This is a genomic window from Yoonia sp. F2084L, from assembly GCF_023015625.1.
Lineage (GTDB): Bacteria > Pseudomonadota > Alphaproteobacteria > Rhodobacterales > Rhodobacteraceae > Yoonia.
The window spans coordinates 67146-91532 of sequence record NZ_JALKAH010000001.1; the positions used below are offsets into that span (position 1 = coordinate 67146).

The 24387-nt window shown below is 57.4% G+C and carries 22 protein-coding genes; 7 read left to right on the plus strand and 15 right to left on the minus strand.

Annotation, left to right across the window (positions count from 1 at the left end; genetic code table 11):
* The first annotated feature begins 3 nt into the window (after positions 1 to 3).
* Genes MWU60_RS00270 through MWU60_RS00280 form a run of 3 tightly spaced genes read left to right on the plus strand, consistent with a single transcriptional unit; the run spans position 4 to position 6126 of the window.
* Positions 4 to 4569, plus strand: a complete 4566-nt coding sequence (locus MWU60_RS00270; RefSeq protein ID WP_247225043.1) for a MupA/Atu3671 family FMN-dependent luciferase-like monooxygenase — start codon at positions 4 to 6, stop codon at positions 4567 to 4569.
* A 29-nt stretch (positions 4570 to 4598) separates the two neighbouring features.
* A complete protein-coding gene (locus MWU60_RS00275) occupies positions 4599 to 5198 on the plus strand; it encodes a 4'-phosphopantetheinyl transferase superfamily protein (protein ID WP_247225044.1) in 600 nt (199 codons plus the stop codon).
* On the plus strand, positions 5191 to 6126 hold the full coding sequence (locus MWU60_RS00280; protein WP_247225045.1) for a hypothetical protein: 936 nt from the start codon (positions 5191 to 5193) through the stop codon (positions 6124 to 6126). Before MWU60_RS00275 ends, MWU60_RS00280 begins: the two co-directional genes overlap by 8 nt.
* A gap of 1 nt (position 6127) precedes the next feature.
* Here MWU60_RS00280 and MWU60_RS00285 read toward each other — a convergent pair whose 3' ends face one another.
* From MWU60_RS00285 to rfbC, 5 genes are read right to left on the minus strand one after another with little or no spacing between them, the layout of a single operon-like run.
* Positions 6128 to 7318 (minus strand): glycosyltransferase family 4 protein, encoded by a 1191-nt coding sequence (locus MWU60_RS00285; protein ID WP_247225046.1) that lies wholly within the window; start codon positions 7316 to 7318, stop codon positions 6128 to 6130.
* A 1-nt stretch (position 7319) separates the two neighbouring features.
* Positions 7320 to 8189: a glucose-1-phosphate thymidylyltransferase RfbA gene (gene rfbA, locus MWU60_RS00290; RefSeq protein WP_247225047.1), complete on the minus strand. Its 870-nt coding sequence runs from the start codon at positions 8187 to 8189 to the stop codon at positions 7320 to 7322.
* Between the two features lie 31 nt (positions 8190 to 8220).
* The gene (gene rfbD, locus MWU60_RS00295) at positions 8221 to 9075 is read right to left on the minus strand and encodes a dTDP-4-dehydrorhamnose reductase (RefSeq protein ID WP_247225048.1); all 855 of its coding nucleotides are present in this window, start codon (positions 9073 to 9075) and stop codon (positions 8221 to 8223) included.
* The gene (rfbB, locus tag MWU60_RS00300) at positions 9072 to 10109 is read right to left on the minus strand and encodes a dTDP-glucose 4,6-dehydratase (RefSeq protein ID WP_247225049.1); all 1038 of its coding nucleotides are present in this window, start codon (positions 10107 to 10109) and stop codon (positions 9072 to 9074) included. Before rfbB ends, rfbD begins: the two co-directional genes overlap by 4 nt.
* Entirely contained in the window at positions 10106 to 10672 is a 567-nt protein-coding gene (rfbC, locus tag MWU60_RS00305; protein ID WP_247225050.1) for a dTDP-4-dehydrorhamnose 3,5-epimerase, read from the minus strand. The genes rfbB and rfbC overlap by 4 nt, the downstream gene beginning before the upstream one ends.
* A 355-nt stretch (positions 10673 to 11027) precedes the next feature.
* On the opposite strand from rfbC, the gene MWU60_RS00310 reads away from it, so the two are divergent.
* Positions 11028 to 12638, plus strand: coding sequence for a chloride channel protein (locus tag MWU60_RS00310; protein ID WP_247226125.1), 1611 nt, complete (start codon positions 11028 to 11030; stop codon positions 12636 to 12638).
* Here the strand turns inward: MWU60_RS00310 and MWU60_RS00315 are convergent.
* The 6 genes from MWU60_RS00315 to cobS all read right to left on the minus strand — a co-directional run bounded on the left by MWU60_RS00315 (position 12635) and on the right by cobS (position 18814).
* Positions 12635 to 12976: a DUF427 domain-containing protein gene (locus MWU60_RS00315; RefSeq protein ID WP_247225051.1), complete on the minus strand. Its 342-nt coding sequence runs from the start codon at positions 12974 to 12976 to the stop codon at positions 12635 to 12637. The two genes, MWU60_RS00310 and MWU60_RS00315, sit on opposite strands and share 4 nt — an antisense overlap.
* A gap of 78 nt (positions 12977 to 13054) precedes the next feature.
* Positions 13055 to 14839: an aminopeptidase P family protein gene (locus tag MWU60_RS00320; RefSeq protein WP_247225052.1), complete on the minus strand. Its 1785-nt coding sequence runs from the start codon at positions 14837 to 14839 to the stop codon at positions 13055 to 13057.
* A gap of 49 nt (positions 14840 to 14888) precedes the next feature.
* Positions 14889 to 16769, minus strand: coding sequence for a cobaltochelatase subunit CobT (cobT, locus tag MWU60_RS00325; protein ID WP_247225053.1), 1881 nt, complete (start codon positions 16767 to 16769; stop codon positions 14889 to 14891).
* A gap of 71 nt (positions 16770 to 16840) precedes the next feature.
* Positions 16841 to 17206, minus strand: a complete 366-nt coding sequence (locus MWU60_RS00330) for a hypothetical protein (protein ID WP_247225054.1) — start codon at positions 17204 to 17206, stop codon at positions 16841 to 16843.
* 94 nt (positions 17207 to 17300) lie between these two features.
* The gene (locus MWU60_RS00335; RefSeq protein WP_247225055.1) at positions 17301 to 17675 is read right to left on the minus strand and encodes a hypothetical protein; all 375 of its coding nucleotides are present in this window, start codon (positions 17673 to 17675) and stop codon (positions 17301 to 17303) included.
* Positions 17676 to 17827: 152 nt separating this feature from the next.
* Positions 17828 to 18814, minus strand: coding sequence for a cobaltochelatase subunit CobS (cobS, locus tag MWU60_RS00340; protein ID WP_247225056.1), 987 nt, complete (start codon positions 18812 to 18814; stop codon positions 17828 to 17830).
* 201 nt (positions 18815 to 19015) lie between these two features.
* On the opposite strand from cobS, the gene msrB reads away from it, so the two are divergent.
* Both msrB and MWU60_RS00350 read left to right on the plus strand, forming a co-directional pair.
* Positions 19016 to 19471 (plus strand): peptide-methionine (R)-S-oxide reductase MsrB, encoded by a 456-nt coding sequence (gene msrB / locus MWU60_RS00345; protein ID WP_247226126.1) that lies wholly within the window; start codon positions 19016 to 19018, stop codon positions 19469 to 19471.
* Between the two features lie 349 nt (positions 19472 to 19820).
* Positions 19821 to 20336: a hypothetical protein gene (locus MWU60_RS00350; protein WP_247225057.1), complete on the plus strand. Its 516-nt coding sequence runs from the start codon at positions 19821 to 19823 to the stop codon at positions 20334 to 20336.
* Between the two features lie 47 nt (positions 20337 to 20383).
* Here the strand turns inward: MWU60_RS00350 and MWU60_RS00355 are convergent, their stop codons facing one another.
* Positions 20384 to 21019, minus strand: coding sequence for a DnaJ domain-containing protein (locus MWU60_RS00355; protein WP_247225058.1), 636 nt, complete (start codon positions 21017 to 21019; stop codon positions 20384 to 20386).
* A gap of 78 nt (positions 21020 to 21097) precedes the next feature.
* Between MWU60_RS00355 and MWU60_RS00360 the strand changes: the two genes are divergently transcribed.
* Positions 21098 to 21349, plus strand: a complete 252-nt coding sequence (locus MWU60_RS00360) for a BolA family protein (protein WP_247225059.1) — start codon at positions 21098 to 21100, stop codon at positions 21347 to 21349.
* Here MWU60_RS00360 and MWU60_RS00365 read toward each other — a convergent pair whose 3' ends face one another.
* The 3 genes from MWU60_RS00365 to MWU60_RS00375 form a co-directional block, all read right to left on the minus strand.
* On the minus strand, positions 21350 to 21778 hold the full coding sequence (locus MWU60_RS00365; protein ID WP_247225060.1) for a DUF4177 domain-containing protein: 429 nt from the start codon (positions 21776 to 21778) through the stop codon (positions 21350 to 21352). It abuts the gene before it with no gap.
* 87 nt (positions 21779 to 21865) lie between these two features.
* Positions 21866 to 23377, minus strand: a complete 1512-nt coding sequence (gene gatB, locus MWU60_RS00370; RefSeq protein WP_247225061.1) for an Asp-tRNA(Asn)/Glu-tRNA(Gln) amidotransferase subunit GatB — start codon at positions 23375 to 23377, stop codon at positions 21866 to 21868.
* Positions 23378 to 23450: 73 nt separating this feature from the next.
* On the minus strand, positions 23451 to 24320 hold the full coding sequence (locus MWU60_RS00375; RefSeq protein WP_247225062.1) for a lysophospholipid acyltransferase family protein: 870 nt from the start codon (positions 24318 to 24320) through the stop codon (positions 23451 to 23453).
* Between the last annotated feature and the right edge of the window lie 67 nt (positions 24321 to 24387).

Here is a 24387-nt window from a genome sequence, read left to right on the forward strand (position 1 = left end):
TTGATGTCTGCTTTCCGCGCCGTTGTTATCGGCAATGAATCCCTCGCGATCCAATGTGGTGAGATGCTGCGCGAGGCTGGTCATGCGATCGCTGCTGTCGTTACCCGAAATGCTGATGTTGCGGATTGGGCCGAGACCGCTGGTTTGCATGTTGTGTCCTCCGATGCTGATTTGGTTGCGGCCTTGTCAGACATCCCCTTTGATTGGCTGTTATCCATCGCGAACCTCGATATGATCCCCGATGCCGTGCTGGCGCTGCCTGCGCGCGGGGCAGTTAATTTCCATGATGGTCCGCTGCCGCGCTACGCGGGATTGAACGCTCCGGTCTGGGCTTTGCTGGCTGGTGAGGTTGAGTATGGCATTAGCTGGCATATGATTTCCGGTGGTGTCGACGAAGGTGGCCTGCTGGCGCAAAGCTTCTTTGATGTGACCCCCGATGAAACGGTTCTGACGCTGAACACCAAATGCTATGCCGCAGCGATTGACAGCTTTGGCACGGTGATCGAGAAACTGAGCAGCGATGCACCCGTCGTGACGCCCCAAGACCTGTCGCAGCGCAGCTATTTTGCCAAGAACGACCGGCCTGCCAATGCTGCCCGGCTTGATTTCAATCAGACGGCGCGCAAGATCACGACCTTGGTGCATGCGCTTGATCACGGCGACTATTGGAACCCTCTCAGCTGTCCCAAGATCGCGACAGACGAAGGCGTGTTCCTTGTTGGTAAGGCGGTCGCCGAAAAGACGACTTCGGATGCGGGGGCAGGGACCGTTATCGCGGTGGGCGACGATTATTTGACCGTTGCGACGGCAACGGCCCCGGTGACTTTGCGTGGTTTGCGAAGTGCGGTGGGTGATACGGCGGTGGCCAGTGATATTGCTGCTGTTGGCGATCAATTGCCCGCTGTGGTGGCTGATGAGACGCTGAACGCTGCGCTAAAAGCAACGCTGAAGTACGAGGCAAAGTGGCGCAAAACGCTTGAGGCGATGCCGCCTGCGACCCTGCCGCAGATCGACATAAGTGCAGCGCAGGGCGAAGTGATAGGACTGCCTCTCACCGGTGATCCTGCCACGCTGGCCGATGCCTTGCGTCAGCTTGGGGACGCTTTGTCGGACGATCCGGTAACGCTGGCACTGGCCGTCGCACATGACCATCACGGTTACCTCAATGACTGGGTCCCGGTCGCGGCGGGCGATGATTTGGCTATAGTGAAAGATCGCGGGTCGTTCGCGGCTGATCTTTGTGCGCGCATTCCCGGAGGCGTGAAAACCCCCGCGCTGGGCCTGTCCGAACAGGCGCATATTGCCGGAACGGCGCTGACGGTGGCTGGCAACACGCTTTTTGCTGACACAGGCAAAATCGGTGCTGAGACAGCACAGCTTTGGGCCGCACGGTTGTCGCATATAGCGGCGCAGATCGCAAAAGGGGATGCCGTCACGTTGCTGCCTGATGCCGAACGTCAACAGGTTTTGTATGACTGGAACGCGACCGAAACAGACTATCCTGCCGATCTTTGCATTCATCAGGCGTTCGAGGCGCAGGTCGCCCGTACACCTGATGCCGAGGCGCTGGCTTTTGAAGGCGAAAGCCTGACCTACGGTGAACTCAACAACCGCGCCAATGCGTTGGCGCATCTGTTGCGTGACAAGGGTGTCGGCCCTGACGTGATTGTCGGCCTTCATCTGCGCCGGTCCGCAGAGCTGTTGATCGGGGCGTTGGCGATCATGAAGGCGGGCGGTGCCTATCTGCCGATGGATCCGGCTTATCCGGCTGACCGCACCGCACTCTACATCGAAGACAGCGGGACCAAAGTGATTGTCACCGATAGTACGCTTGCCGCGGAACTAAAAACCGACGCCGGGACGGTGCTGGTTGATGCGTTGCCCGGCGGTGGTGAGACCACCAACCCCGACAGCGGCGTCACCGGCGCGCATTTGGCCTATATGATTTACACATCCGGTTCGACCGGCAGGCCCAAAGGCGTGATGGTCGAACATCGCAATGTGTCCAACTTCTTTACCGGCATGGACGACCGGATCGCGCATGATCCGCCGGGTGTCTGGATGGCTGTCACGTCACTGTCCTTCGATATCTCCGTGCTGGAATTGTTCTGGACACTCGCACGTGGTTTCAAGCTGGTCATTTCCGGCGATGAAAACCGGGCGCTGGTTGCTGGTGAAGGCAGAGCGCCGGGTGTGGGCATGGACTTCAGCCTGTTTTATTGGGGCAACGACGACGGGATCGGACGCGACAAGTACCGTTCCTTGCTGGAAGGCGCGCAGTATGCCGACAAAAACGGGTTCTGCGCCGTCTGGACACCGGAACGGCATTTTCATGCATTTGGTGGGCCATATCCCAACCCGTCCGTGACCGGGGCGGCTGTTGCGGCTGTCACACAAAACCTTGCCGTGCGGGCGGGCTCTTGCGTCGCGCCTCTGCACCACACGGCGCGGATCGCCGAAGAATGGGCCGTTATCGACAACCTGACCAATGGGCGCACCGGGCTTGCCATCGCGTCAGGGTGGCAGCCAGATGACTTTGTGCTGCGCCCGGAAAATACACCACCCAAGAACAAGCCCGCGATGTTTGACGCGATCCGTGATCTGCGCAGACTTTGGGAAGGTGAGACGGTGGAATTCCCGCGTCAGAACGGCGAAATGCACGGTGTCGTCACCCAGCCACGGCCGGTTTCGAAAAAGCTGAATGTCTGGGTTACGACCGCTGGCAACCCTGAGACATGGAAAGAAGCAGGCACCAACGGCTGCAACGTCCTGACCCACCTGCTGGGGCAAAGCGTTGATGAAGTCGCTGAAAAGATTGTGATTTATCACGACGCTTTGCGCGCAGCCGGGCACAACCCTGATGACTTTACGGTCACCTTGATGCTGCACAGCTTCTTGTCCGACACCCGCGACCACGCCCGCGAAATCGCACGCGAGCCGATGAAAGACTATCTGCGTGCCGCCGCTGGTCTGATCAAGCAGTATGCCTGGGCCTTTCCTGCATTCAAAAAGCCGAAAGGCGTTGAGAACCCGATGCAGATCGACCTTGGGTCGCTGGACGATGACGAAATGGACGGTATTCTTGAATTCGCGTTTGAGCGGTATTTCAACGACAGCGGTCTGTTTGGCACGGTCGAGGATGCGATTGAACGGGTCAAGCAGGTCAAGGCGATCGGCGTGACCGAGGTTGCCTGCCTGATCGACTATGGCATCGACGTGGATTTGGTGCTGGAAGGACTCAAACCACTCGCCGAGGTTGTGGCGGCTAGCAACCAAGAGGTTGCACAAGGCGATTATTCCATTGCGGCCCAAATCCTGCGCCACAAGGTCACGCATCTGCAATGTACCCCATCCATGGCGCAGATGCTGACCATGAACGACGAGGCGCGCGTCGCGCTATCGCAGATCAAGCACATGATGGTGGGGGGTGAAGCTTTGCCCGGTGCCTTGGCTGATGAATTGCGTACCCTGACGGGTGGGCATGTGGAAAACATGTACGGGCCCACCGAGACGACGATTTGGTCGACAACACAGACCGCTGAGCCGGGGCAGGGTGCCGTTCCGATTGGCACGCCCATTGCGAATACACAGGTCTATGTGCTGGATGATCACATGCAGCCGACACCTATTGGCGTCCCCGGTGAGCTTTACATCGGCGGTGCGGGTGTCACCCGCGGGTATTTCCAGCGGGACGATTTGACCGCCGAACGCTTCCTGCCCAACCCATTTGCCGAAGGGCGCATGTATCGCACCGGCGATCTGGTGCGCTGGCGGGCTGATGGCCGGATTGATTTCCTTGGTCGCGCTGATTTTCAGGTCAAGCTGCGCGGCTACCGGGTTGAGCTGGGTGAGATTGAAAGCGTGATTGACCAGCATGAGCCAGTGCAGCAATCCGTTGTGATCGCCCGTGAGGACACGCCCGGCGTGGTGCAATTGGTCGGTTATCTATTGGCCGATGGGCCGGTTGATGAGGCGGCCTTGCGCGTTGAGATGTCGAAGTCCTTGCCGGACTATATGGTGCCGCGCCACTTCGTGACTTTGGATGCGTTCCCTCTCACACCCAACAAAAAGGTAGACCGCAAGGCACTGCCAGCCCCGGTTTTGGGACAGGCTGCACCAGTTGTGGTGCAGACGGTCAAACCAGAGGTTGCCGCCGCCCCGGTCAATCTTGGGTCAGAGGCCGAGATCAGCGACCGGATTGCCGCGATCTGGTCGGCGATGCTGGGTGTGCCGCAGATTGGGCCAAAAGACAGCTTCTTTGATCTGGGCGGACATTCATTGCTGGCCGTTCAGGCGCATCGGGAAATCCGAAGCACGATGGGTGTTCAAAAACTGTCGATCACCGATATTTTCCGGGCGCCAACTTTGGGTGCCTTGGCGAAAATCGTAGCACAGAAGGCCGGAGGGGACGCAGCACCGGCGAAATCCCCAGAACCTGTACCCGCACCTAAGCCGGCCACGCCTGCACCCGTCGCTGTTGTAGCTGAGGCCGCAAGCCCTGCTGGCGATCCCTTGCAGGACGCCATGGCCCGCCGTCGCGAAATGCGTGAACGACGGCGTAATCGGTAATGGACGGGGTGCGGGCCGCATTGCAGAGAATGCTCGGCCCGGATGTCGGCGTCGGTGTTGTCGACCCCAGAGAGGGTGAAGGTGACCTGTGGCCCAATGAAGCCGAAATCATCGCACGGGCGGTGCCAAAACGCCGCGCTGAATTCGCAGCCGGTCGTCAGGCTGCGCGCGAAGCGATGCAAGTGCAGGGCGTCAAACCCACGGCTATTTTGCAAGGCGCTGACCGTGCGCCGCTTTGGCCCAAGCGTATGGTCGGATCAATTGCCCATTGCGATACATGCGCGATTGCGGCTGTCGCGTGGGACGGGGATCATCAGACGCTGGGCATCGACGTTGAACCGGCAACGCCTCTCGCCTCTGACCTGATCGACATCCTGTGCACTGGACACGAGCGCGACTGGCTTCATACACAATCAGAACCGGGCCTTGCAGCCAAGATGATTTTCAGCGCCAAAGAGGCTGTTTATAAAGCACAATATCCGCTGACCCATCGCGTGATTGGGTTTGATGCGGTGACGCTCACCTTGGCCTCGGATCGTTTCGAGGTGCGAACCGATCTCAATATACCCAAACTGAAAGGCGCGATCTTGATCCAAGAGGGTCTGATCCTATCTGTTGCTCATGTCTAAACGTCTGATTCTATTCATTCTTGCACCTGTTCTCATTGTCCTTGGCGCTTTGGGCCTTTACGCCCGCGATCCGGCACCTTTGGATGCGGAAAGCTTTGCTGCACTCTACACAGAACCCGCGCCCAGCATTGACGGACCACGGCAGGTCTATCACCTTGGTCACAGTCTGGTGGGCCGTGATATGCCAGCGATGCTGGCGCAATTGGCAGGCGAAGGGCACGGCTTTGCCAGTCAGTTAGGCTGGGGTGCGACGCTGCGGTCACATTGGGATCCCGATGTGCCGGTCAATGGGTTTGAGCAGGAAAACGCGCACGACAAATACCGTGATGCGCATGAGGCCGTAGGATCAGGCGCGTACGACGCGCTGGTCCTGACCGAGATGGTCGAGATTGCGGATGCCGTGCGCTATCATGATACGCCCGTGCATTTGCACAACTGGGAGCGGAAAGCCCATGCGCAGGGTGCCGCCGTCTATCTTTATGAAACGTGGCATCCGTTGAATGACCCTGTGGGCTGGTTGACTCGTCTGGATCGCGACCGGCAGCTTTATTGGGAAGATGCAGTGCTGCGACCAGCGCTGGCGCGGGCTGATGAACCTCGGCCGATCTATGTGATCCCCGGTGGTCAGGTAATGGCAGCCTTTGCCCGTGCCTTGGAAGAAGAGGGGCCGGTCGGCCCTCTGGAAAGCTACAGTGATCTGTTCAGCGACAACATTCATTTCAATGACTACGGGGCCTATCTGATGGCGCTGACCCACTATGCCGTGCTTTATCAGCGCGCGCCCATCGGTCTACCACATCAGCTTTTACGCGCTGATGGTACGTCTGCCGATGATCCGGGTTTGCAAGCGGCGGCTTTGATGCAGCGGGTTGTCTGGGATGTTGTATCAAACTCACCAATGACCGGGGTCCCTGCGGCCTTCCAATAGGTCAATCTTTCGGGAACAACGCCCGTAGCTGGGCCGCGTTCTGCGCCTGATCATGCGCGGCAATCACCCGCGCGCGCCCTTCTTTTCCCATTGCTGCCAACGTGGCTGTATCGGCTGACAAAGCCTGCGCCACCGCATCGCGCAGTGCAGGCACGTCGCCCGGCGGAACAATCCATCCACAGTCTGCATCAACCAATTCAGGGATACCGGTGATCTGGGTCGTGACCACGGGCCTGCCCATCGCAAGGCTCTCCATCAAGACGATGGGTAAGCCTTCGGCAAAGCTGGGCAAGGCAAAGACCCGTGCGCCTTTGATTGCTGCGCGCACTTCTTCGCCCGTACCCCATCCGGCCAGCGTGACGTGATCGTGCAAGCCAAGTTCAGCTATCCGCGCCTCAATCCCTGCACGGTCTTCTCCGTCACCGATGAAAACCAGATCAAGGGTGGGGTGATCCGCGATCAATGGGGCCACGGCTTCAACCAGTAGCGCTTGCGCTTTGGCAGGGCAGAGCCTGCCGACACAGACGATCCGGGCGTTTTCAGGGGGCGGCGAGAGTTTGAATTCATCCAGATCAATGCCGCAGCGCACAACATGCACCTTGTCTGCGTGGTCACCGCCCGTTGCGTCCAAAATCACACCGCGCGCGTAATCGGTGATCGCCGCGACAAAGGTGCTATCGGCCACCTTTGCGGGCAAACCACTGCCTACCGGATCATCGAATTCGTCAGGTCCGTGTGCTGTAAAACTGTAACTCGGGCCACCCATGCGGTGCGCCAACAGCGCAACTGCGGTGGAGTTCATAGAAAAATGCGCATGCACGTGGTGAATGCCTTGCGCCTTCGCCGCTTGCTTAAAGAACACCGCCTCGACCAGATAGGCCACGTTCTTCAGGCCCGTGCTGCCCGGACGCGTTGCAAGGTGGAACATGGTCTTGAAGGCGCGCAAGAAGCCAAGCGGGTTCGTTGCAACCTCTTTCAGTGTTCGCGCGGCCAAAGCGACCGCGCCCTGCTTGAGGATATAGGTCGTCTTACCCACCTCATCGCGGTCACGCGGGTCGACAGGCACTTCCGCCCAATCGCGGATCGCAAAGCGGGTCACCGGCACACCTGCGGCTTCATGCGCGTGGATTTCGCGACGGATGAATGTCGTCGAGGTAATCGGATAGGTGTTCATCAGATAGGCAAGGCTCATGCTAAAGCAGCCCGCGCAGATAGGCACCATATTCGGTTTTGGCGTAACGATCAGCGAGTGCTGTCAGCTGCGCGTCATCAATCCAGCCCGCACCGTAAGCAATCTCTTCGGGGCAGCCGGTTTGCATGCCTTGACGGCTTTGCAACGTGCGCACGAAGTTGCCCGCATCCAGCAAACTGGCGTGGGTGCCAGTATCAAGCCAGGCATAGCCACGCCCCATGGTTTCGACGTTCAACGCGCCGTCATGAAGATAGCTTTCCAGCAAGGTGACGATTTCCAGCTCTCCTCGCGCACTGGGCTTGATTGCGCGCGCGCGGTCAGGCGCGGTGCCATCCAGAAAATACAGTCCCGTGACAGCATATTGCGAAGGCGGAACTGCGGGCTTTTCGATGATTTGGGTCACCCGGCCGGTCGCATCCATGCCCACCACGCCATAGCGTTCCGGGTCAGCGACCCGGTAACCAAAGACGGTGCCGCCTGCGGTCTGCGCATCTGCACTGGCCAGCAGTTCCGGAAGTCCATGCCCGAAAAAGATGTTATCCCCCAGCACCATAGCCGAAGGTGCGCCATCCAGAAACATTTCGCCAATCAGATAGGCCTGCGCCAGCCCGTCGGGGCTGGGTTGGACCAGCCACGTGATTTGCACACCCCATTGCGACCCATCGCCAAGCAAGTTCTGGAACTGCGCCTGATCCTGTGGGGTGGTGATGATCCCGATCTCGCGGATCCCGGTCAGCATCAGGACGGACAGCGGATAATAGATCATCGGCTTGTCGTAGATCGGCATCAGCTGCTTTGAAAGCCCTTGCGTAATGGGCCAAAGCCGCGATCCGGTGCCGCCAGCCAGTATCAATCCCTTACGTCTACTCATACTCTTGTCCTAGTTAGTGGTTTGGGCGATATTATAGCTGGCCCAACATTTTTGTTAGTGCCGCGCGCCAATCCGGTCGCTTAATGCCAAAGGTTTCTTCAATACTCGTACAATCCAGCCGTGAATTCGCCGGGCGTTTGGCAGGCGTTGGGTAGTCGGCCGTTGTGATGTCGGTGACCGTGACATCGCGCTTTGCCACGTCAAAGATGGCGCGCGCAAAATCGGCCCATGATACACCGGGCGCGCCGCTGAAGTGATAAATGCCACTGGCATCTTGGCCTGCAGTCATCGCCTTTGCCATCGTGATGCAGGCGTCCGCAATCGCGTCAGCCGGGGTTGGTCCGCCAATCTGATCGCCAACGACTGTCAGCGCATTGCGGGTTTGGGATAGTCGCAGCATTGTTGTGGCAAAGTTCTTGCCTGTCGCATCAAAAACCCAAGCCGTGCGCAGAATGGCATGCGTGCCACCCGCAGCCACAACGGCCTGTTCACCGGCCAGCTTGGTGCGCCCGTAAGCGCCCAAAGGTCCCGTCGCATCGTCGGTTTGCCATGCGGGCCCTTCTGTGCCGTCGAAAACATAGTCGGTCGAAATATGGATGAAGGGTATGCCCTTTGCGGTGCAGGCCAGTGCCATCGCACCGGGGGCATCGGCATTGATCACCCGGGCGGCGGCTTCGTTTTCCTCTGCGGCATCGACAGCGGTCCATGCTGCGGCATTGATCACCGCGTCCGCGTTGCTCTGAGTGATTGCTGCGGCGCAGGCGTCTGGGTCACTCAGGTCAGCAGCGTTGCGTCCCAACGCCGTAATCTGAACCCCAGCGTCTGGTCCCGCAGCGATGAGCGCGCGGGCGACTTGCCCCGTTTGACCAAAAACAAGGATATTCATGCAGTACCCAACCGCGTGCCGACACCATCACGGTCCAGCAAAGGCTGCCACCAATAGCTGTTTTCAAGATACCATGAAACAGTCTTGGCAAGCCCTTCTTCCAGCGTGACTGAAGGCCGCCAATTCAGTTCGTCACGCATCCGGCTTGGATCAATCGCATAGCGAAGGTCATGGCCGGGGCGGTCAGTGACGTAAGTAATCAGGTCTGCATGGGGCGCGCTATCGGGGCGATGTTGATCCAGCAGATCGCAAATCATCTTCACCAGATCAATGTTGCGCGCTTCGTTTTCACCGCCAATGTTGTAGCTGCGGCCGATCTGCCCACGGGTCAGCACGGTCAGCAAGGCGTCGGCGTGATCTTCGACATAAAGCCAATCGCGCACGTTTTCGCCTTTACCGTACACAGGGATTGGTTTGCCGTGCAGCGCGTTGAGGATCACCACAGGGATCAGCTTTTCAGGGAAATGATATGGTCCGTAGTTGTTGGAACAATTGGTCAGCACAACAGGCAGGCCGTATGTTTCAGCCCATGCCCGGACCAGATGGTCGCTGGCGGCTTTGGATGCAGAGTAGGGACTGCGCGGATCATAGGGCGTGTCTTCGGTGAACTGACCCTCAGACCCCAAAGAGCCATAAACCTCGTCGGTTGAGATGTGATGGAAACGGAAAGCATCAGGCTTGCCGCGTGCTTCCCAATAGGCGCGAGCCGCTTCCAGCAAGGTGTAGGTGCCGGTGACATTCGTGGCGATAAAGGCGCCGGGGCCGTCGATGGAACGGTCCACATGCGACTCCGCGGCCAAATGCATGATCGCATCGGGCGCATGGCTGGCAAGGATGCGGTCTAATGCAGGTCTGTCGCAAATATCCGCGTGCTCGAACGCGTAAAGTGGGCTGTCTGCAACATCCGCCACATTGGCCAGACAAGCCGCATAGGTCAGCGCATCCAGGTTCACGACGCTATTACCTGCCGCAACAGCCTGCCGCACAACGGCTGAGCCGATAAAACCCGCACCGCCGGTGACGAGGATTTTCATGGCGTGGCCTCGTAGACAAATGGTGATTTGAAATCTTGAAAGGATGCGGCGGCGGCGTCTTTGTCCGACAATACCGCTTCGCTTGCATCAATGCCCCAGTCAATCGCGAGGTCGGGATCGTCAAAGCGTACGGCACCTTCGCACATTGGCGCGTAGGTGGCTGAGCATTTATATGCGACCATACAATCAGGCGTGCGGGTGATGAACCCGTGCAAGAACCCTGCGGGGATTAGCAACTGATTGCCTGTGGTATCCGACAATTCGACCGCAACCCATTTGCCATAGGTCGGCGCGCCTTTGCGCACATCAACCGCAACATCCAAAATGACCCCCTGCAACACGCGGATCAGCTTGGCCTGCGCTGCCGGTGGGGCCTGATAATGCAAACCCCGCATTGTGCCCTGATCTTTGCTATAAGACTGATTGTCCTGCACAAATTCGGTTGTAATGCCCAAGCCGGCTAGCGTTTCTGCGTTGTAGGTCTCGCTGAAATGGCCGCGTCCGTCCGCAAAGCGACGCGGTGTAATCTCGACGACACCGGCAAGCTGGGTTTCTTTTATCATATTTGAATTATCCGGCGGGCTAAAATTACGATCAAGATGGGTTGTGCTTATTTGTTTGCAGCAAAAAAATCCATGCCTGTCGTGTAGAATTCCAGTCGTGGGATGCATGTATCAAGACCCTCCCGATGATCTGCGACGACCGGCCCCGGATGCAAAGCCGATGAATTTCCGCTTGGAAGCACCCAAAGCATGAAATAGACCTGAAAAGACGTCAGGGGCTTGCGTCTGTCGTGTGATATTCGACAGCGCAACCGCGCCTCGCAAGAAAGCCAACCTGATGGGTAAGCCAGTCAAAGCGTTGCTACAGCAAGGGATTGCTGACGCAACGACGGCTTGTCGTGACGCCGCAAAGGCCATGAAAACCCATGGCCCGAACCAGATCCAGTTCTGGTTCATTGCTTTGGCGATTGGTATTGCGGCAGGCTTTGCCGCTGTTTTGTTCCGACTGGGTATCTACGCCATTCAAACCACAGCCTATGGAACCGATGATGTTCTGACACTGCATTCTTTTGCGGCAGGGCTGGCGTGGTATCAGATTTTGCTGATCCCGATATGCGGCGGGTTGATCGTTGGCCTGATCCTTGATCGGTTTACCGATGATGGGCGGGTCCGGTCGGTGGCCGACGTGATCGAAGGGGCCGCACTGTCCGAAGGCCGCGTCGAAGTCCGGCGGGGGCTGGCATCGGCAGCCGCATCAATGATCACGCTGTCCACGGGTGGGTCATCTGGCCGCGAAGGGCCAGTGGTACACCTTGCCGCCGTCATCTCAACCGGTGTTTGCCGCTGGATCAACGCCAATGGGATCACGGGCCGCGATTTGCTGGGCTGCGCTGTCGCGGCGGCTGTCTCTGCCAGCTTTAACGCCCCTATTGCCGGAGCCTTGTTCGCGCTGGAGGTCGTTCTGCGTCACTTTGCTGTGCATGCTTTCGCCCCGATTGTGATTGCCTCTGCCGTTGGCACCGTTATCAACCGGCTGGTGTTTGGTGACGTGACCGAGTTCGCTTTGCCAGTTCAGAATGCCCTTGGGTTCTACGTGGAACTGCCCGCGTTTCTGATCCTCGGTTTGGTTTGCGGGCTTGTCGCTGTCGCCTTGATGAAGGCGATTTTCTGGGCGGAAGACTTCGGCAATTACGTGCAACGTGAAACCGGTATTCCACGCTACCTACGCCCTGCGATCGCTGGCGCGATGTTGGGGGCATTGGCAATCTGGTGGCCGCATATCATTGGTGTCGGATATGAGACAACATCGGCCGCGCTGACGGGCGAATTGGTGCTGTATGAGGCCATCGTCTTTGTCATCCTCAAGGTGGCCGCCGTCGCCATCACGATGGGGGGGCGTATGGGTGGTGGGGTTTTCTCGCCTTCTTTGATGGTGGGTGCACTGACGGGTTTGGCTTTTGGCCTGATCGCCACACCGATTTTTCCAACCGTATCAGGCAGTGAAACGCTTTATGCACTTGCCGGTATGGGTGCGGTCGCGGCGGCAGTGCTGGGCGCGCCGATTTCAACCACGTTGATTGTGTTCGAACTGACGGGCGATTGGCAAACAGGTCTTGCTGTTATGGTCGCTGTGTCGCTGTCGTCCGCGCTGTCATCGCGGCTTGTGGACCGGTCGTTCTTCCTGACCCAGCTTGAGCGGCGCAATGTCCACCTGGCCGCCGGACCGCAGGCCTATCTTTTGGCCACCTTCAAAGTGTCGTCCATCATGCGTGCGGTGCACGACAAGAACGCCGCTTCAGAAGAGGAATGCTGGGATCTGGTGCGGGACGGTGTGTATGTTGACGGTAATGCCACGCTTGAGCAGGCGATGCCTATGTTTGAGGGCCAAGGCCACCGTTTTATCCCGGTCGTGACCTTGGGTGGCGAAGATAGCCCGCCAGAGCTTTGGGGCGCCTTGTTTCAGGTCGATGCGCTGCGTGCGATGAACCGCGCCTTGTCAGAAACCGCAGCAGAGGAACATTCCTAAACCTGCTCGACGGCCACTTTTTCAGAGAAGAAGGCGAGGTGGTCCTTAATCGCGGCGACGGCCTCTTTTGGGGCCTCATAGGACCAAGCCGCATTCGCAATTGGCCCGCTTTTGGCTTCAATGGTGAAATAGCTCGCTTCACCCTTGTAGGGGCATTTTGAGGTTAGATCGGTTGGTTCAAGAAACGCCATCGCAAGGTCTTCGCGCGGAAAATAGATCACCGGCGGATAATCACCTTCAACCAGTTCCAGCGCATTGGTGCTTTCCCCGATGACAGCGCCTGCTGCGCGGACAACCCAAGTGCCTGTGGCAGGACGGATTTTGATGTGATCAGCCATGGTGATTTCCTTTTCGTCAAAAGTCGCCAGTGACCGGCAAGCCGGACCAACGCATGCGTGTTGAATGACAGTTTGATGTCAGAGCGGCGCGCAGGCTTTGGTCAGCCAATCGCGTGTCTGCGCATCCAGTCGGGAAGCAAGAAGCGACAATGTATCGTTATGATAACGATCAATCCAGCCCCGTTCTGCATTTGTCAGCAGGTCCGTATTGATCAGCCGCCGGTCAAAAGGCACATAGGTCAGCGTTTCAAAGGACAGCATATCGCGATCGTCGCCGCCAGTAAGGGCAGGGGCTTCGATGACGACAATCAGGTTCTCGATGCGAATGCCGAATGCGCCTTCGCGGTAATAGCCCGGCTCGTTTGACAGAATCATCCCGGTTTGCAACGCCACCTCCGACCTGCGCGAGATGCCTTGCGGTCCTTCATGCACGCTCAGATAGCTACCAACACCATGTCCCGTGCCATGATCATAATCCTGACCTGCCATCCACAAAGGCGCGCGCGCCAGCGCATCCAGATGCTGTCCGCCAACGCCTTTGGGAAAGCGGACACGGCTGACCGCGATCATGCCTTGCAGGACGCGCGTATAGCAGGCCTTGTGCTCATCCGTGGGCGTGCCAATCGCCATCGTGCGGGTGATATCAGTGGTGCCGTCAATGTACTGCCCGCCGCTATCGACCAATAACAGGTCACCTTGCGTGACAGGGCGGTTGGTTTCTTCGGTGACGCGGTAATGAACAATAGCGCCGTTGGGTCCAGACCCGCAGATGGTTTCAAAGCTGATATCGCGCAGCGCATTGGTTTGCATGCGGAACCCTTCAAGCGCTTTGACGACATCAATCTCGGTCAGTCCGCCTTTGGGGGCCTCTGCGTCCAGCCATGCCAGAAAGCGCACCATCGCAACGGCATCGCGTTCATGAGCAGCTTTTGCGCCCGCGATTTCGGCGTCGTTCTTGCATGCTTTGGGCAAGATGCACGGGTCTGTACCTTGCACCACATCGCACCCGGCTTCACGCAAAGTGCTGGCGACGATATCAGGACAGGTGCGCTTGTCGATCAGTACCTGGCCTTGCAGGCTGTTTAGCATGGCCATGAAACGGCTAACGTCATGCACGGTGACGGCATCCCCAAGGTGATCAGCAATAGCATCAGTCTTACCAGCCCCGGAAAACAAATCCACGCGCCCATCATTGTGCAAAACAGCAAAGGCCTGCGGCACCGGATTGCGCGCAATGTCCGTACCCCGGATATTGAGCAGCCAAGCAATGCTGTCCGGCAAGGTCAGCACCGCTGCGTTTTCAGTCATCTGTGCTGCCAACCGCGCACGCTTTGCGTCATGCGCCTCACCCGCATGCGCAAGCGCATGGGCGGTGAAAGGGGCATCAGGTGGAGCAGGTTGGTCATCCCAAATCGCGTCCACAAGGTTGTCGGTAGGGACCAGTTCAAACCCGGCGAGTTTCTCGCGCAGCCCTGCGATCTCGGACACGGTATGCAACCACGGATCATAGGCCAGTCTGCCGCCACCCGGCATCTGCTGCTTCAGCCAATCAACCAGTTGGACTTCTGGCCAATGCACCGCCGTAAAGGCATTGGCGACCTGCGCGCGGACCTGCACGCGGTAGCGCCCATCAATGAAGACACCGGCGACATTCGGCAACACCGCGCAAAACCCCGCAGAGCCCGAAAACCCCGTCAACCACTCCAGCCGCGCATCACGCGGGGCGACATATTCACCTTGGTGCGCGTCGGCACGCGGCACCAAAAACACGTCAAACCCGCGCTTTATCATTTCGTCACGTAACGCCGCCAGTCTTGGCGGCCCTTGATCCGGTGAAGATTGCGCCTCAAACGTCTGAAACATAAGTGAAACCCAATCTACTTTCTTCGTCCAATCAAACTTTCGCCGAAGGCTAGCCCGCCTTCCGCATCCCCAGGACACGGGCGCGTTTTCGTGGATCGCTGTCAAACAAGCTTGCCAACTGTTCGGTCATTGCACCGGCAAGTTGTTCCACATCCGTAATCGTCACCGCGCGCTCATAGTAGCGGGTCACGTCATGCCCGATACCAATCGCCACCAGTTCAACCGCCTTGCGTTTCTCGACCATCGCGATCACGTCACGCAGGTGTTTTTCCAGATAGTTCGCAGGGTTAACGGACAAAGTTGAATCGTCGACAGGCGCACCATCAGAGATCACCATCAGGATCTTACGCTGCTCTTGGCGGCCAACAATGCGGCGGTGCGCCCATTCCAGCGCCTCACCGTCGATGTTCTCCTTCAAGAGACCTTCTTTCATCATCAGCCCCAGATTGGGCCGGGTACGGCGCCATGGCGCATCGGCAGATTTATAGATGATGTGACGCAGATCGTTCAGACGACCGGGTGTCGCTTCACGCCCATCAGCCAGCCATTTTTCACGGCTCTGGCCGCCTTTCCATGCCTTCGTGGTAAAGCCCAAAATCTCGACCTTCACATCGCAACGCTCAAGCGTTCGCGCCATGACGTCGGCACAAATGGCGGCAATGGAAATCGGGCGGCCGCGCATAGAGCCGGAGTTGTCCAAAAGCAGCGTCACAACCGTATCGCGGAAATCAGTGTCTTTTTCGACCTTGAAGGACAGCGGCGTCGTAGGCGAGGCAACGACGCGTGCCAAGCGGCCCGCATCCAGAATACCCTCTTCGCGGTCAAACTCCCACGACCGGTTCTGCTGGGCCTGCAAGCGGCGCTGCAATTTGTTGGCAAGCCGGGATACGGCCCCCTTCAGCGGCTCAAGCTGCTGATCCAAATAAGCACGCAAGCGCTCCAATTCGACAGGTTCGGCCAAATCCTCGGCCCCGATCTCTTCGTCGAATTCAACTGTCGACACTTTGTAGTCAGGATCAGCATCAGACACCGGCTGTGGGGCAGGTGGCTCAAGCGGGGCCTCACCTTCGGGCATTTCGGCTTCTTCACCCATCTCAGCATCAGCCTGATCGTCCATGCTGACCTGCGCTTGGCTGGCATCCTGTTGATCTTCCTGAGACTGCTCCGGCGTGCCTTCGGCCTCTTCGCCTTCGCTATCGTCCTCGCCCGTGCTATCGGGCTCGTCCTGATCGTCGTCAGACCCGTCTTCGGCCTCGTCTTCTTGATCATCGTCAAGCGTATCAGGATCGTCGCCCAATTGATCGCCGTACCCCATGTCGCTGATCAACTGTCGCGCGAATTTCGCGAATGCCTGCTGATCATTCAGCGTATCCGTCAGGTTTTCCAGCGTGCCGCCGCAATGATCCTCAATAAACCCGCGCCACAGCTCCATGACGTTTTCGGCGCCTTTGGGCAGATCACGCCCCGTCGCCAAATGGCGGATCAGATAGCCAGCAGCAACCGCCAAAGGCGCGTCAGAGGCTTGACTGATCTGATCATAGCCCTTGCGCATCGCCTCGGTTCCGATTTTGACGTCGATATTGCCAGCCGTGCCGGGCATATATTCTGCGCCAACGGCCTCAATCCGGGCGGTTTCCATGGCCTCGTACAAATCCTGCGCCATCTGGCCTTGCGGCATATAGCGGGCCGATACCTTGGGATCATGAAATTTGTGTCGCAGTGCAAAGGCATCCGCCGTACCACGCGCCAGCAACACCTCGTCGCGTGTCATCCGGCGCGAAACCTGAGGCAAGCGGATCGTGTCAGCGGTTTGCCCTGCGGGATCAACCGAATAGGTGACCGCCAACTCGGGGTCATCCGCCATGACTTTGGTCGCTTCGGCCAATGCCTTTTTGAAAGGATCGGCAGGGTTGTCAGATGGTTTGTTCATCGCGGGGTCCTTTGCTCCGCCACAAACTAGAACTGCGGCGGGGTAAAGACCAGTCCCGGAGGGGTGGAAAGCTACTCTTCTACGAATTCAGGTTCTTCGAATGTGATGCCGGCCTCTGGTGCGATCTCAAACGGGTCTTCGGCCAGTTGGTGCAATGTGACCAATTCAGCGGCACCGGGCAGGATCGCGCCCGTTTCATCCACAAAGGCCAGACGCGGGCGGAACGTCTTTCCGCCCAGTTCGATTTCGCCTTCATCGAATAGATAGGCTAGTTCTGTCACGATGCCTTCGACGTTGGCCTTGGCCATCTCTTCGCTCATGTTTTCGGCAAATAGCGGCAGCAAGGCATGGGCGATTAGGGTTGATGCCGTTTCGGCCAGATCCTCATGGCTGACCACGTAGTCGTCGGGCAGCGCTGTTCCAATTGTCATCTTCATGTGGTGGCTCCGGTCCAAAGATAATTTGCTGATATCATTCCTAGAAAACCGGCTTCCGTATGACAAGCCTGTGGCATTCCCAAATCGTTCGACTTTAACTTAACAAAAGCCCTGTACATTCGCGTTCATAAAGGGTGGCTTGCTCGCGCGCCCAGATCGCATCGCTGGCATCTTGATTGAAGGTCGCGCGTGTCAAAAGGACGTTATGCGCCTGCTTTCCAGTCAGCCGCCAATGCAATACCTGACGGCCCATGTCTGGTTCCATGATCGCCGAGATCAGCTCTAACACCGTCGCGCGCTGCGCTTTGGTCTGTTCTGATGCATCGCCGTCAAACATCCACTGATGTTCCATCACGGCAGACAGGCGGCCCGCACAGGTCGCAAATGTTTGCAATTGTGCATTGTCTTGCGCCCGCAGTGCTGGGGCGAGTGAAATCAAGACAGCGCAGGAGGCCAGAAAAGTTTTCATACTGCATGTAATCCGGGCAATGTGGCGAAATTATAGCCCATATTGCACGCAGATTATGAAGACATGGTTTCGCTCAATGTGCGATCGCGAAAATGAAAAGACCCCGCCGTGCGAACAGCGGGGTCTTCCGAATTAATCCCGTCGTGGTCTATTCAGCCGAGGCTCAAGCTTGCCGCACTCTCTGGCAGTTCCTCATCAAAGCAGCGCTGATAGAACTCAGCCACTGTCTGACGTTCCAGTTCATCACATTTGTTCAGGAAGGACAGACGGAAGGCGTAACCCACATCTTGGAAGATGCGCGCGTTTTCGGCCCATGCAAGAACAGTCCGGGGTGACATCACCGTAGACAAGTCACCATTCATAAAGGCGGTTCGCGTCAGGTCAGCGACGGTAACCATCTGGCTAATCTGTTTGCGTCCACTTTCAGTATTAAAGTGTGGCGACTTCGACAGGATGATCGCGGCTTCGGCGTCATGGCTGAGGTAGTTCAATGTCGCAACCAGTGACCAGCGGTCCATCTGCGCTTGGTTGATCTGCTGTGTGCCGTGGTAGAGGCCAGTTGTGTCGCCCAAGCCAACAGTGTTCGCCGTCGCAAACAGGCGGAAGTATGGGTTCGGCGTGATAATCTCGTTCTGGTCCATCAGCGTCAGCTTGCCATCTGTTTCCAGCACGCGCTGGATCACGAACATCACGTCGGCGCGACCTGCATCATATTCGTCAAACACAATCGCAACCGGGTTGCGCAGCGCCCACGGCAGGATGCCTTCGTGGAATTCAGTGACCTGCACGCCATCACGCAGCTTGATGGCGTCCTTACCAATCAGGTCGATCCGGCTGATGTGGCTATCAAGGTTCACCCGGACGCAAGGCCAGTTCAGGCGCGCTGCGACCTGTTCGATGTGCGTGGACTTACCCGTCCCGTGATACCCTTGGATCATCACGCGGCGGTTATAGCCAAAGCCCGCAAGGATCGCCAAAGTCGTGTCGGGATCAAACTTGTAGGTGCTGTCAATTTCAGGCACGCGATCAGACCGGTCAGCAAACCCTTTGATCTTCATTTCACTGTCGATGCCAAAGACTTCGCGGACCGAGATATCCTCGGTTGGTTTTGCTTGCATGTCCGTCATACCGTCCGCCATCTTTGGTACCTTTTTCAATCGTCGTTCAGTCTTGGGTCGGAAATGCAACATAAACCGAGGCGCTGCAAGGGAAAGGGCGCATTTGCCTTGTGAGATGCAACAAATGACAGCCGATCACATGCGCGTGGTTTCATGCCTTAGCGCTAGGCGTCCAGATGCGTAGGCGGGTATATTGTGGCAAACATAAAGGAATACTCCATGATCAATCGTCGTACATTTACGCTTGCCGCGCTCAGCAGTGCCGTGGCCCCCGCCGCTTTGCAGGCGCAGCAGTTTGAAATCACCCGTACAGAGGCCGAATGGCGCGCGATGCTGACCGACGCCCAATACCGTGTGATGCGCGACGAAGGAACAGAGCGAGCCGGCAGTTCGCCTTTGGACAAAAACTATGCCGATGGGACATATTACTGTCGCGGTTGTGATCTGGCGCTTTATCCATCGGCCACCAAATACGACAGTGGCACAGGCTGGCCCAGCTTTTACGACAGTCTGCCGGGGTCCATCGGCACCAAACCCGATCGCAAGCTTTTCCGCGTGCGTACAGAGGTGCATTGTCGCCGCTGTGGCAGCCATCTTGGGCATATCTTTGATGATGGGCCGCAGCCGACCGGCAAGCGGCACTGTTTGAACGGTGTCAGTTTGGTCTTTCGTGCCTGAAGGACGGTCTTTAGTTCGGGTTAATACAACCTAAGCGATTCTATTTGCTAACAAAGTGTGAACAGAAAACCGCCTCAGAAGGGCCCAGAGGGTTAACAAGCGGTAAACTGCTCGCCGCTATCGTTTCAGCGTTGGAATAAATGGTATGGATTTCCGTACCTTGTTCACTTTCCAGCGTGCAACAGCCGGTTTGTTCTTGAGGAACGGATCAATTTGTGGCAATTTCTTGCCTATAAGAAAATTATTTCTTGTGACGTTTGGCACAGACCACATTTCGGTCGAATGGCTAACGTTCATTACTAACGAGTTATGGGGGATAAACGCTATGTTCGCGCGTTTTGCAGACAAAATGTACCTGACGAAAGGCGAAAAGTCTTTCGTTATTGCCTACGCCGCAGTGATTGCTGTGGCTGCTGGCATCACGGTGTTGATTGTATCCGGTCTTGAAGGCGTAAATGCCCAGCCGGTTGGATCACCACTGTTCGTTCTTTGGACAATCCTGGCCGGTGGACTAAGCGGCGCGGTCGCACTTTATACGGCGCGCGGCTGGATGGGACGTACGGGCGCAATGGGATTTGGGCGTGCCATCATCGGAGCAATTGCCGTTGCGCTGATCGCGTCAGTTGCCGCGGGTATGCTGATTGCGCCAGTTTTCGGTGCTGCCTATGCGCCGGTGCTGTTGATTTCAGAGTTTATTGCCAAGCCTTGGCTGGCGATTGCTTGGTTTGTTGTCCTGATCGGGGCGCATATGCTGATGGGTGTGCTCACTGAAGAACGCGCCTTTGGCCTCGGACGTTCGGCCAAACAACGCGCCACCGAGCGGTTAAGCACGCTGTCGCGCACGCAGCTCTACCACCGCGATTGATATCACAAACACTTTTAGCAGAGTGGATTGGGGCGCCTTCGGGCGCCTCAGTCTTTTTCGCGGAAGTTGCGGCTTACTTTGATCTGATCCCAGGCCCAAACAACCTCTGACAGCTGTTCTTCCTGGCTGCGATCGCCGCCATTCATGTCCGGGTGCAGCACTTTGATCAGCGCCTTGTAGGCTTTGCGAATCTCTTGTTTGGACATGTTGTCTTTGGCTTCCAAAATCTCAACCGCACGGCGTTCGGTGGGGGGCAGCTTGCGCCCCGATGCCGCACCACGTCCCGGATTGCGGGTTGCGTTTTCGCCAAGCACCTGATGGGCGTCATCCACACCCAGACGCGCCCATGCGGCCTCTTCCACCGTGCGCTTGAACGGCTTTGTGGGGCGTTCCCAGACACGGTCGCTGTCCATTTGGGCCGCAAGCTCTGCCTCTGACGTACTGTCAAAGAAATTCCACTTCAGATTGTATTCGCGCACGTGCTGCTGACAAAACCAAAAGAAGTCGTCCAAAATGTCCGGTGATTTGGGCGCGCGGTACTTGCCTGCCTCTTGGCAGCCTTCGTGATCGCATACCCGCGTTGACGTCTCAGACGCGCCAGACATCCCACGGCGTCCGCGCGGGTTCTTCTTCTTTGAACTCGACACAGACATGTCGAAACCAAAAGGATCATCTTTCTTCATGGCGCGTGGTACCTTTTCGACTCGGAGAAGACACATTAGACTGTGTGGCTAAAGATTGAAGAGGGCAGGCAAAAATAAATGGCACTTGAAAGCGAAATTCGTGATGCGTTGGGCGGTCTTACGCCAGAACATGTCGAAGTGATTAACGAAAGTGCCTTGCACGCAGGGCATGCGGGCGATGATGGGTCAGGTGAAAGCCATTGGCGGATTGTGGTGAAGGCGGCGTCGCTGGACGATATGTCGCGCGTGGCGCGCCACCGCGCCATTCACGCGGCTTTGGGAAAAGACATCATTGGGCGTATTCATGCGCTCGCGATTGATATTCGGTAGTTATTCGGCGGCGACATCTGCCGATGGTCCGGCTTTTTTGTCCGAAACGGGTTTCACATCCGTGTCGGGCGCTGCGTCATCGTCGGTACTTGGCTTCGGGGTGGCAACCAGCTTCTTTTCGATAAGGCGCTCTTCACCGGTTTTCGGAGGTGATGATACAACCGGCGGCTCTGGCGGCGCCGCGACCGATTTGGCGACTTCCTTGGCGCGGCGGAACACCAGCATGTTTTGGTAGACGGTGGTTTTGCCCATTAACCCTTCGCGTTGTTCGCAGGGCAGTGTATCGGCGCGCTGATATTCCCAGCCATCCGCAGCCCATTCATTAATCGCCGTCTGCAGCGCATTGGCAAAGCGATCTTCGGCCGTTTTCACGCCTTTCGCCTTTAGTCCGCGCGTTGGTGCCGGTACGATTTTATACTCAAAGGTCATGGCCTCACCCCTGTTTCCACCCAGACGCGTGTATCAAAACTGTGCGCCCGTGCCAACGCCTAACGCATGCGCCGTGGCAAAGCGCCGTCAAAGCCCCAGTTTCGCTGATACAATCTGGTTCACCGCAGCAGGGTTTGCCTTGCCGCCAGTGGCCTTCATCACCTGACCCACAAACCAGCCGACCAGTTTGGGATTGGCTTGCGCCTTCTCCACCTGCGCGGGGTTTGCTGCGATGATTTCATCGACAGCCGTTTCAATTGCACCGGTATCCGTGACCTGTTTCATGCCTTCGGTTTCGACAATCTCGGCAGGATCGCGGCCTGTGGTGTAGCAGATTTCAAACACGTCCTTGGCGATCTTGCCGTTGATGTCACCTGCTTTGATCAGACCAATGAGTTCACCCAATTGGCTGGCGGCCACAGGGCTATCTTCGATGCTGTGATCTTCTTTCTTCAGTCGCCCGAAGAGTTCGTTGATCACCCAGTTCGCTGCCAGCTTGCCATCGCGTCCTTCGGCCACTTTTTCAAAGTACTCCGCGTTTGCGACTTCTGCTGTCAGGACGGATGCATCGTAGTCTGACAATCCAAAGTCACTGATAAAGCGTGCTTTCTTCTGATCCGGCAGTTCTGGCAAAGATGCTTTGATATCATCAACCCAAGCCTGCTCGATCTCCAGCGGTAACAGATCAGGGTCAGGGAAGTAGCGGTAATCATGTGCCTCTTCCTTGGACCGCATGGACCGCGTTTCGTTCTTGTCGGGATCATAAAGGCGCGTTTCCTGCACAACTTCTTTGCCGTCCTCGATCAAGGCGATCTGGCGGCGCGCCTCATAGTCAATTGCCATCTGGATGAACCGCATAGAGTTCATGTTCTTAATCTCGCAGCGCGTTCCAAGGTGGCTAAAGTCTTGGGTTTCCCAGTATTTTTCGTAATCACCGGGACGGCAGACCGATACGTTCACATCTGCCCGCAGGTTGCCGTTTTGCATGTTGCCGTCGCAGGTGCCCAAGTAACGCAGGATTTGACGTAGTTTCAGCACATAGGCTGCCGCTTCCTCGGGCCCGCGAATATCGGGGCGGCTGACGATCTCCATCAGTGCGACACCGGTGCGGTTCAGGTCGACGAAAGACATCGCGGGATCCATGTCGTGAATGGATTTACCAGCGTCCTGCTCAAGATGGATACGCTCAATGCGCACATTGCGGGCTTCGCCATTGCCCATTTCAACCAACACTTCGCCTTCGCCAACGATCGGGTGGTAAAGCTGCGAAATCTGATAGCCCTGCGGCAGATCAGGGTAGAAATAGTTCTTGCGATCAAAAGCTGACATCAGATTGATCTGAGCATTCAACCCCAGCCCGGTTTTCACTGCTTGGGCGATGCAGCCTTCGTTGATGACAGGCAGCATGCCGGGCATACCTGCATCCACGAATGCGACGTTGCTGTTTGGTTCGGCACCAAAAAGCGTGGATGCGCCGGAAAACAGTTTGGCGTTGGTTGCGACCTGCGCATGGACCTCAAGCCCGATCACCAATTCCCAATCGCTAGTGGCGCCGGCGATAACTTTGGGGGCCGGGGCTGTGTACTGGAGGTCGAGCATGGGGCGCTTCCTTTGTCTGCGTTCGCCTTCGTTTAAAAGAAGGCGCAGGCAGCTTCAAGAGAACATGATGGCCCTATTTCCCAATCGCAGGCCGTGCAAACGCGCGGGACGTGGCAACAAGGTTCACGGTAGGCGCATCCTTCCCACCCAAAGCCAGCGTAGCGCGGCGCAGCATCTCTATCCCGGCTTCAGAGTTGCGCGGGATGGAGGCCGCCGAAATCGGCTCGCCCACGGTGACCTTGAAGGGCTGGCGCGCCTTGTTCAGCGTTTCATGAAACAGCGTGATGTCGCGCAATGTTGGGTGGATCAGATCAAAGAGGTAAAACAGCGCTGAATTGCGCGCCTGAATGTTGACCGGGATCACCGGCAGATCGAACTTGCGCGCGATCATCGCGGCTGAGGCCATCCAAGGCCGTTCATACAAACGTAGCCCGCGCCGTTTGGCCAAACGACCAGAAGGGAAGATAACGCCAAGCCTACCAGCTTCGGTTGCCGTGCGCACATATGCCATTGTCTCGCGGGTTTTGGCATGGCTGCGCTGCTCGGTGCGCCACTCGACCGGTGCAATCATCGTTTCCATCTGTGGAAACACGCGCAGGATATCCCGGTTGGCGAAGAAATAGGCGTCAGGACGTGCGGCGGCGATCAGCCCGTTCAGGATGATGCCATCAGCGATCCCGGTAGGGTGGTTGGCCACAATCAGCGCGGGACCATGCGCGGGGATATGCCCCAAGCCGGTGGCATCCACCATTTTGGCCAGACGCTCTGCCATGGTATGCATGATTTGCTCTGACGGCGCGTATTCCAATGATTTGGCGATTTCAACGGTGGTGTTGTAACCAAGAATTCGGTTCAGGCACCGCTTGGCGATGCGTGTTCCGGGGCGACCACTGTACAGCCACGGGGCGCGTTCAGCGATCAGCGGGTCAATGCGATGTTCCATAAGCCATCAATGCGCAGCCTCATGTAACGGTTCCACGACAATCTTATGACAGCGGGACAACGGCAAA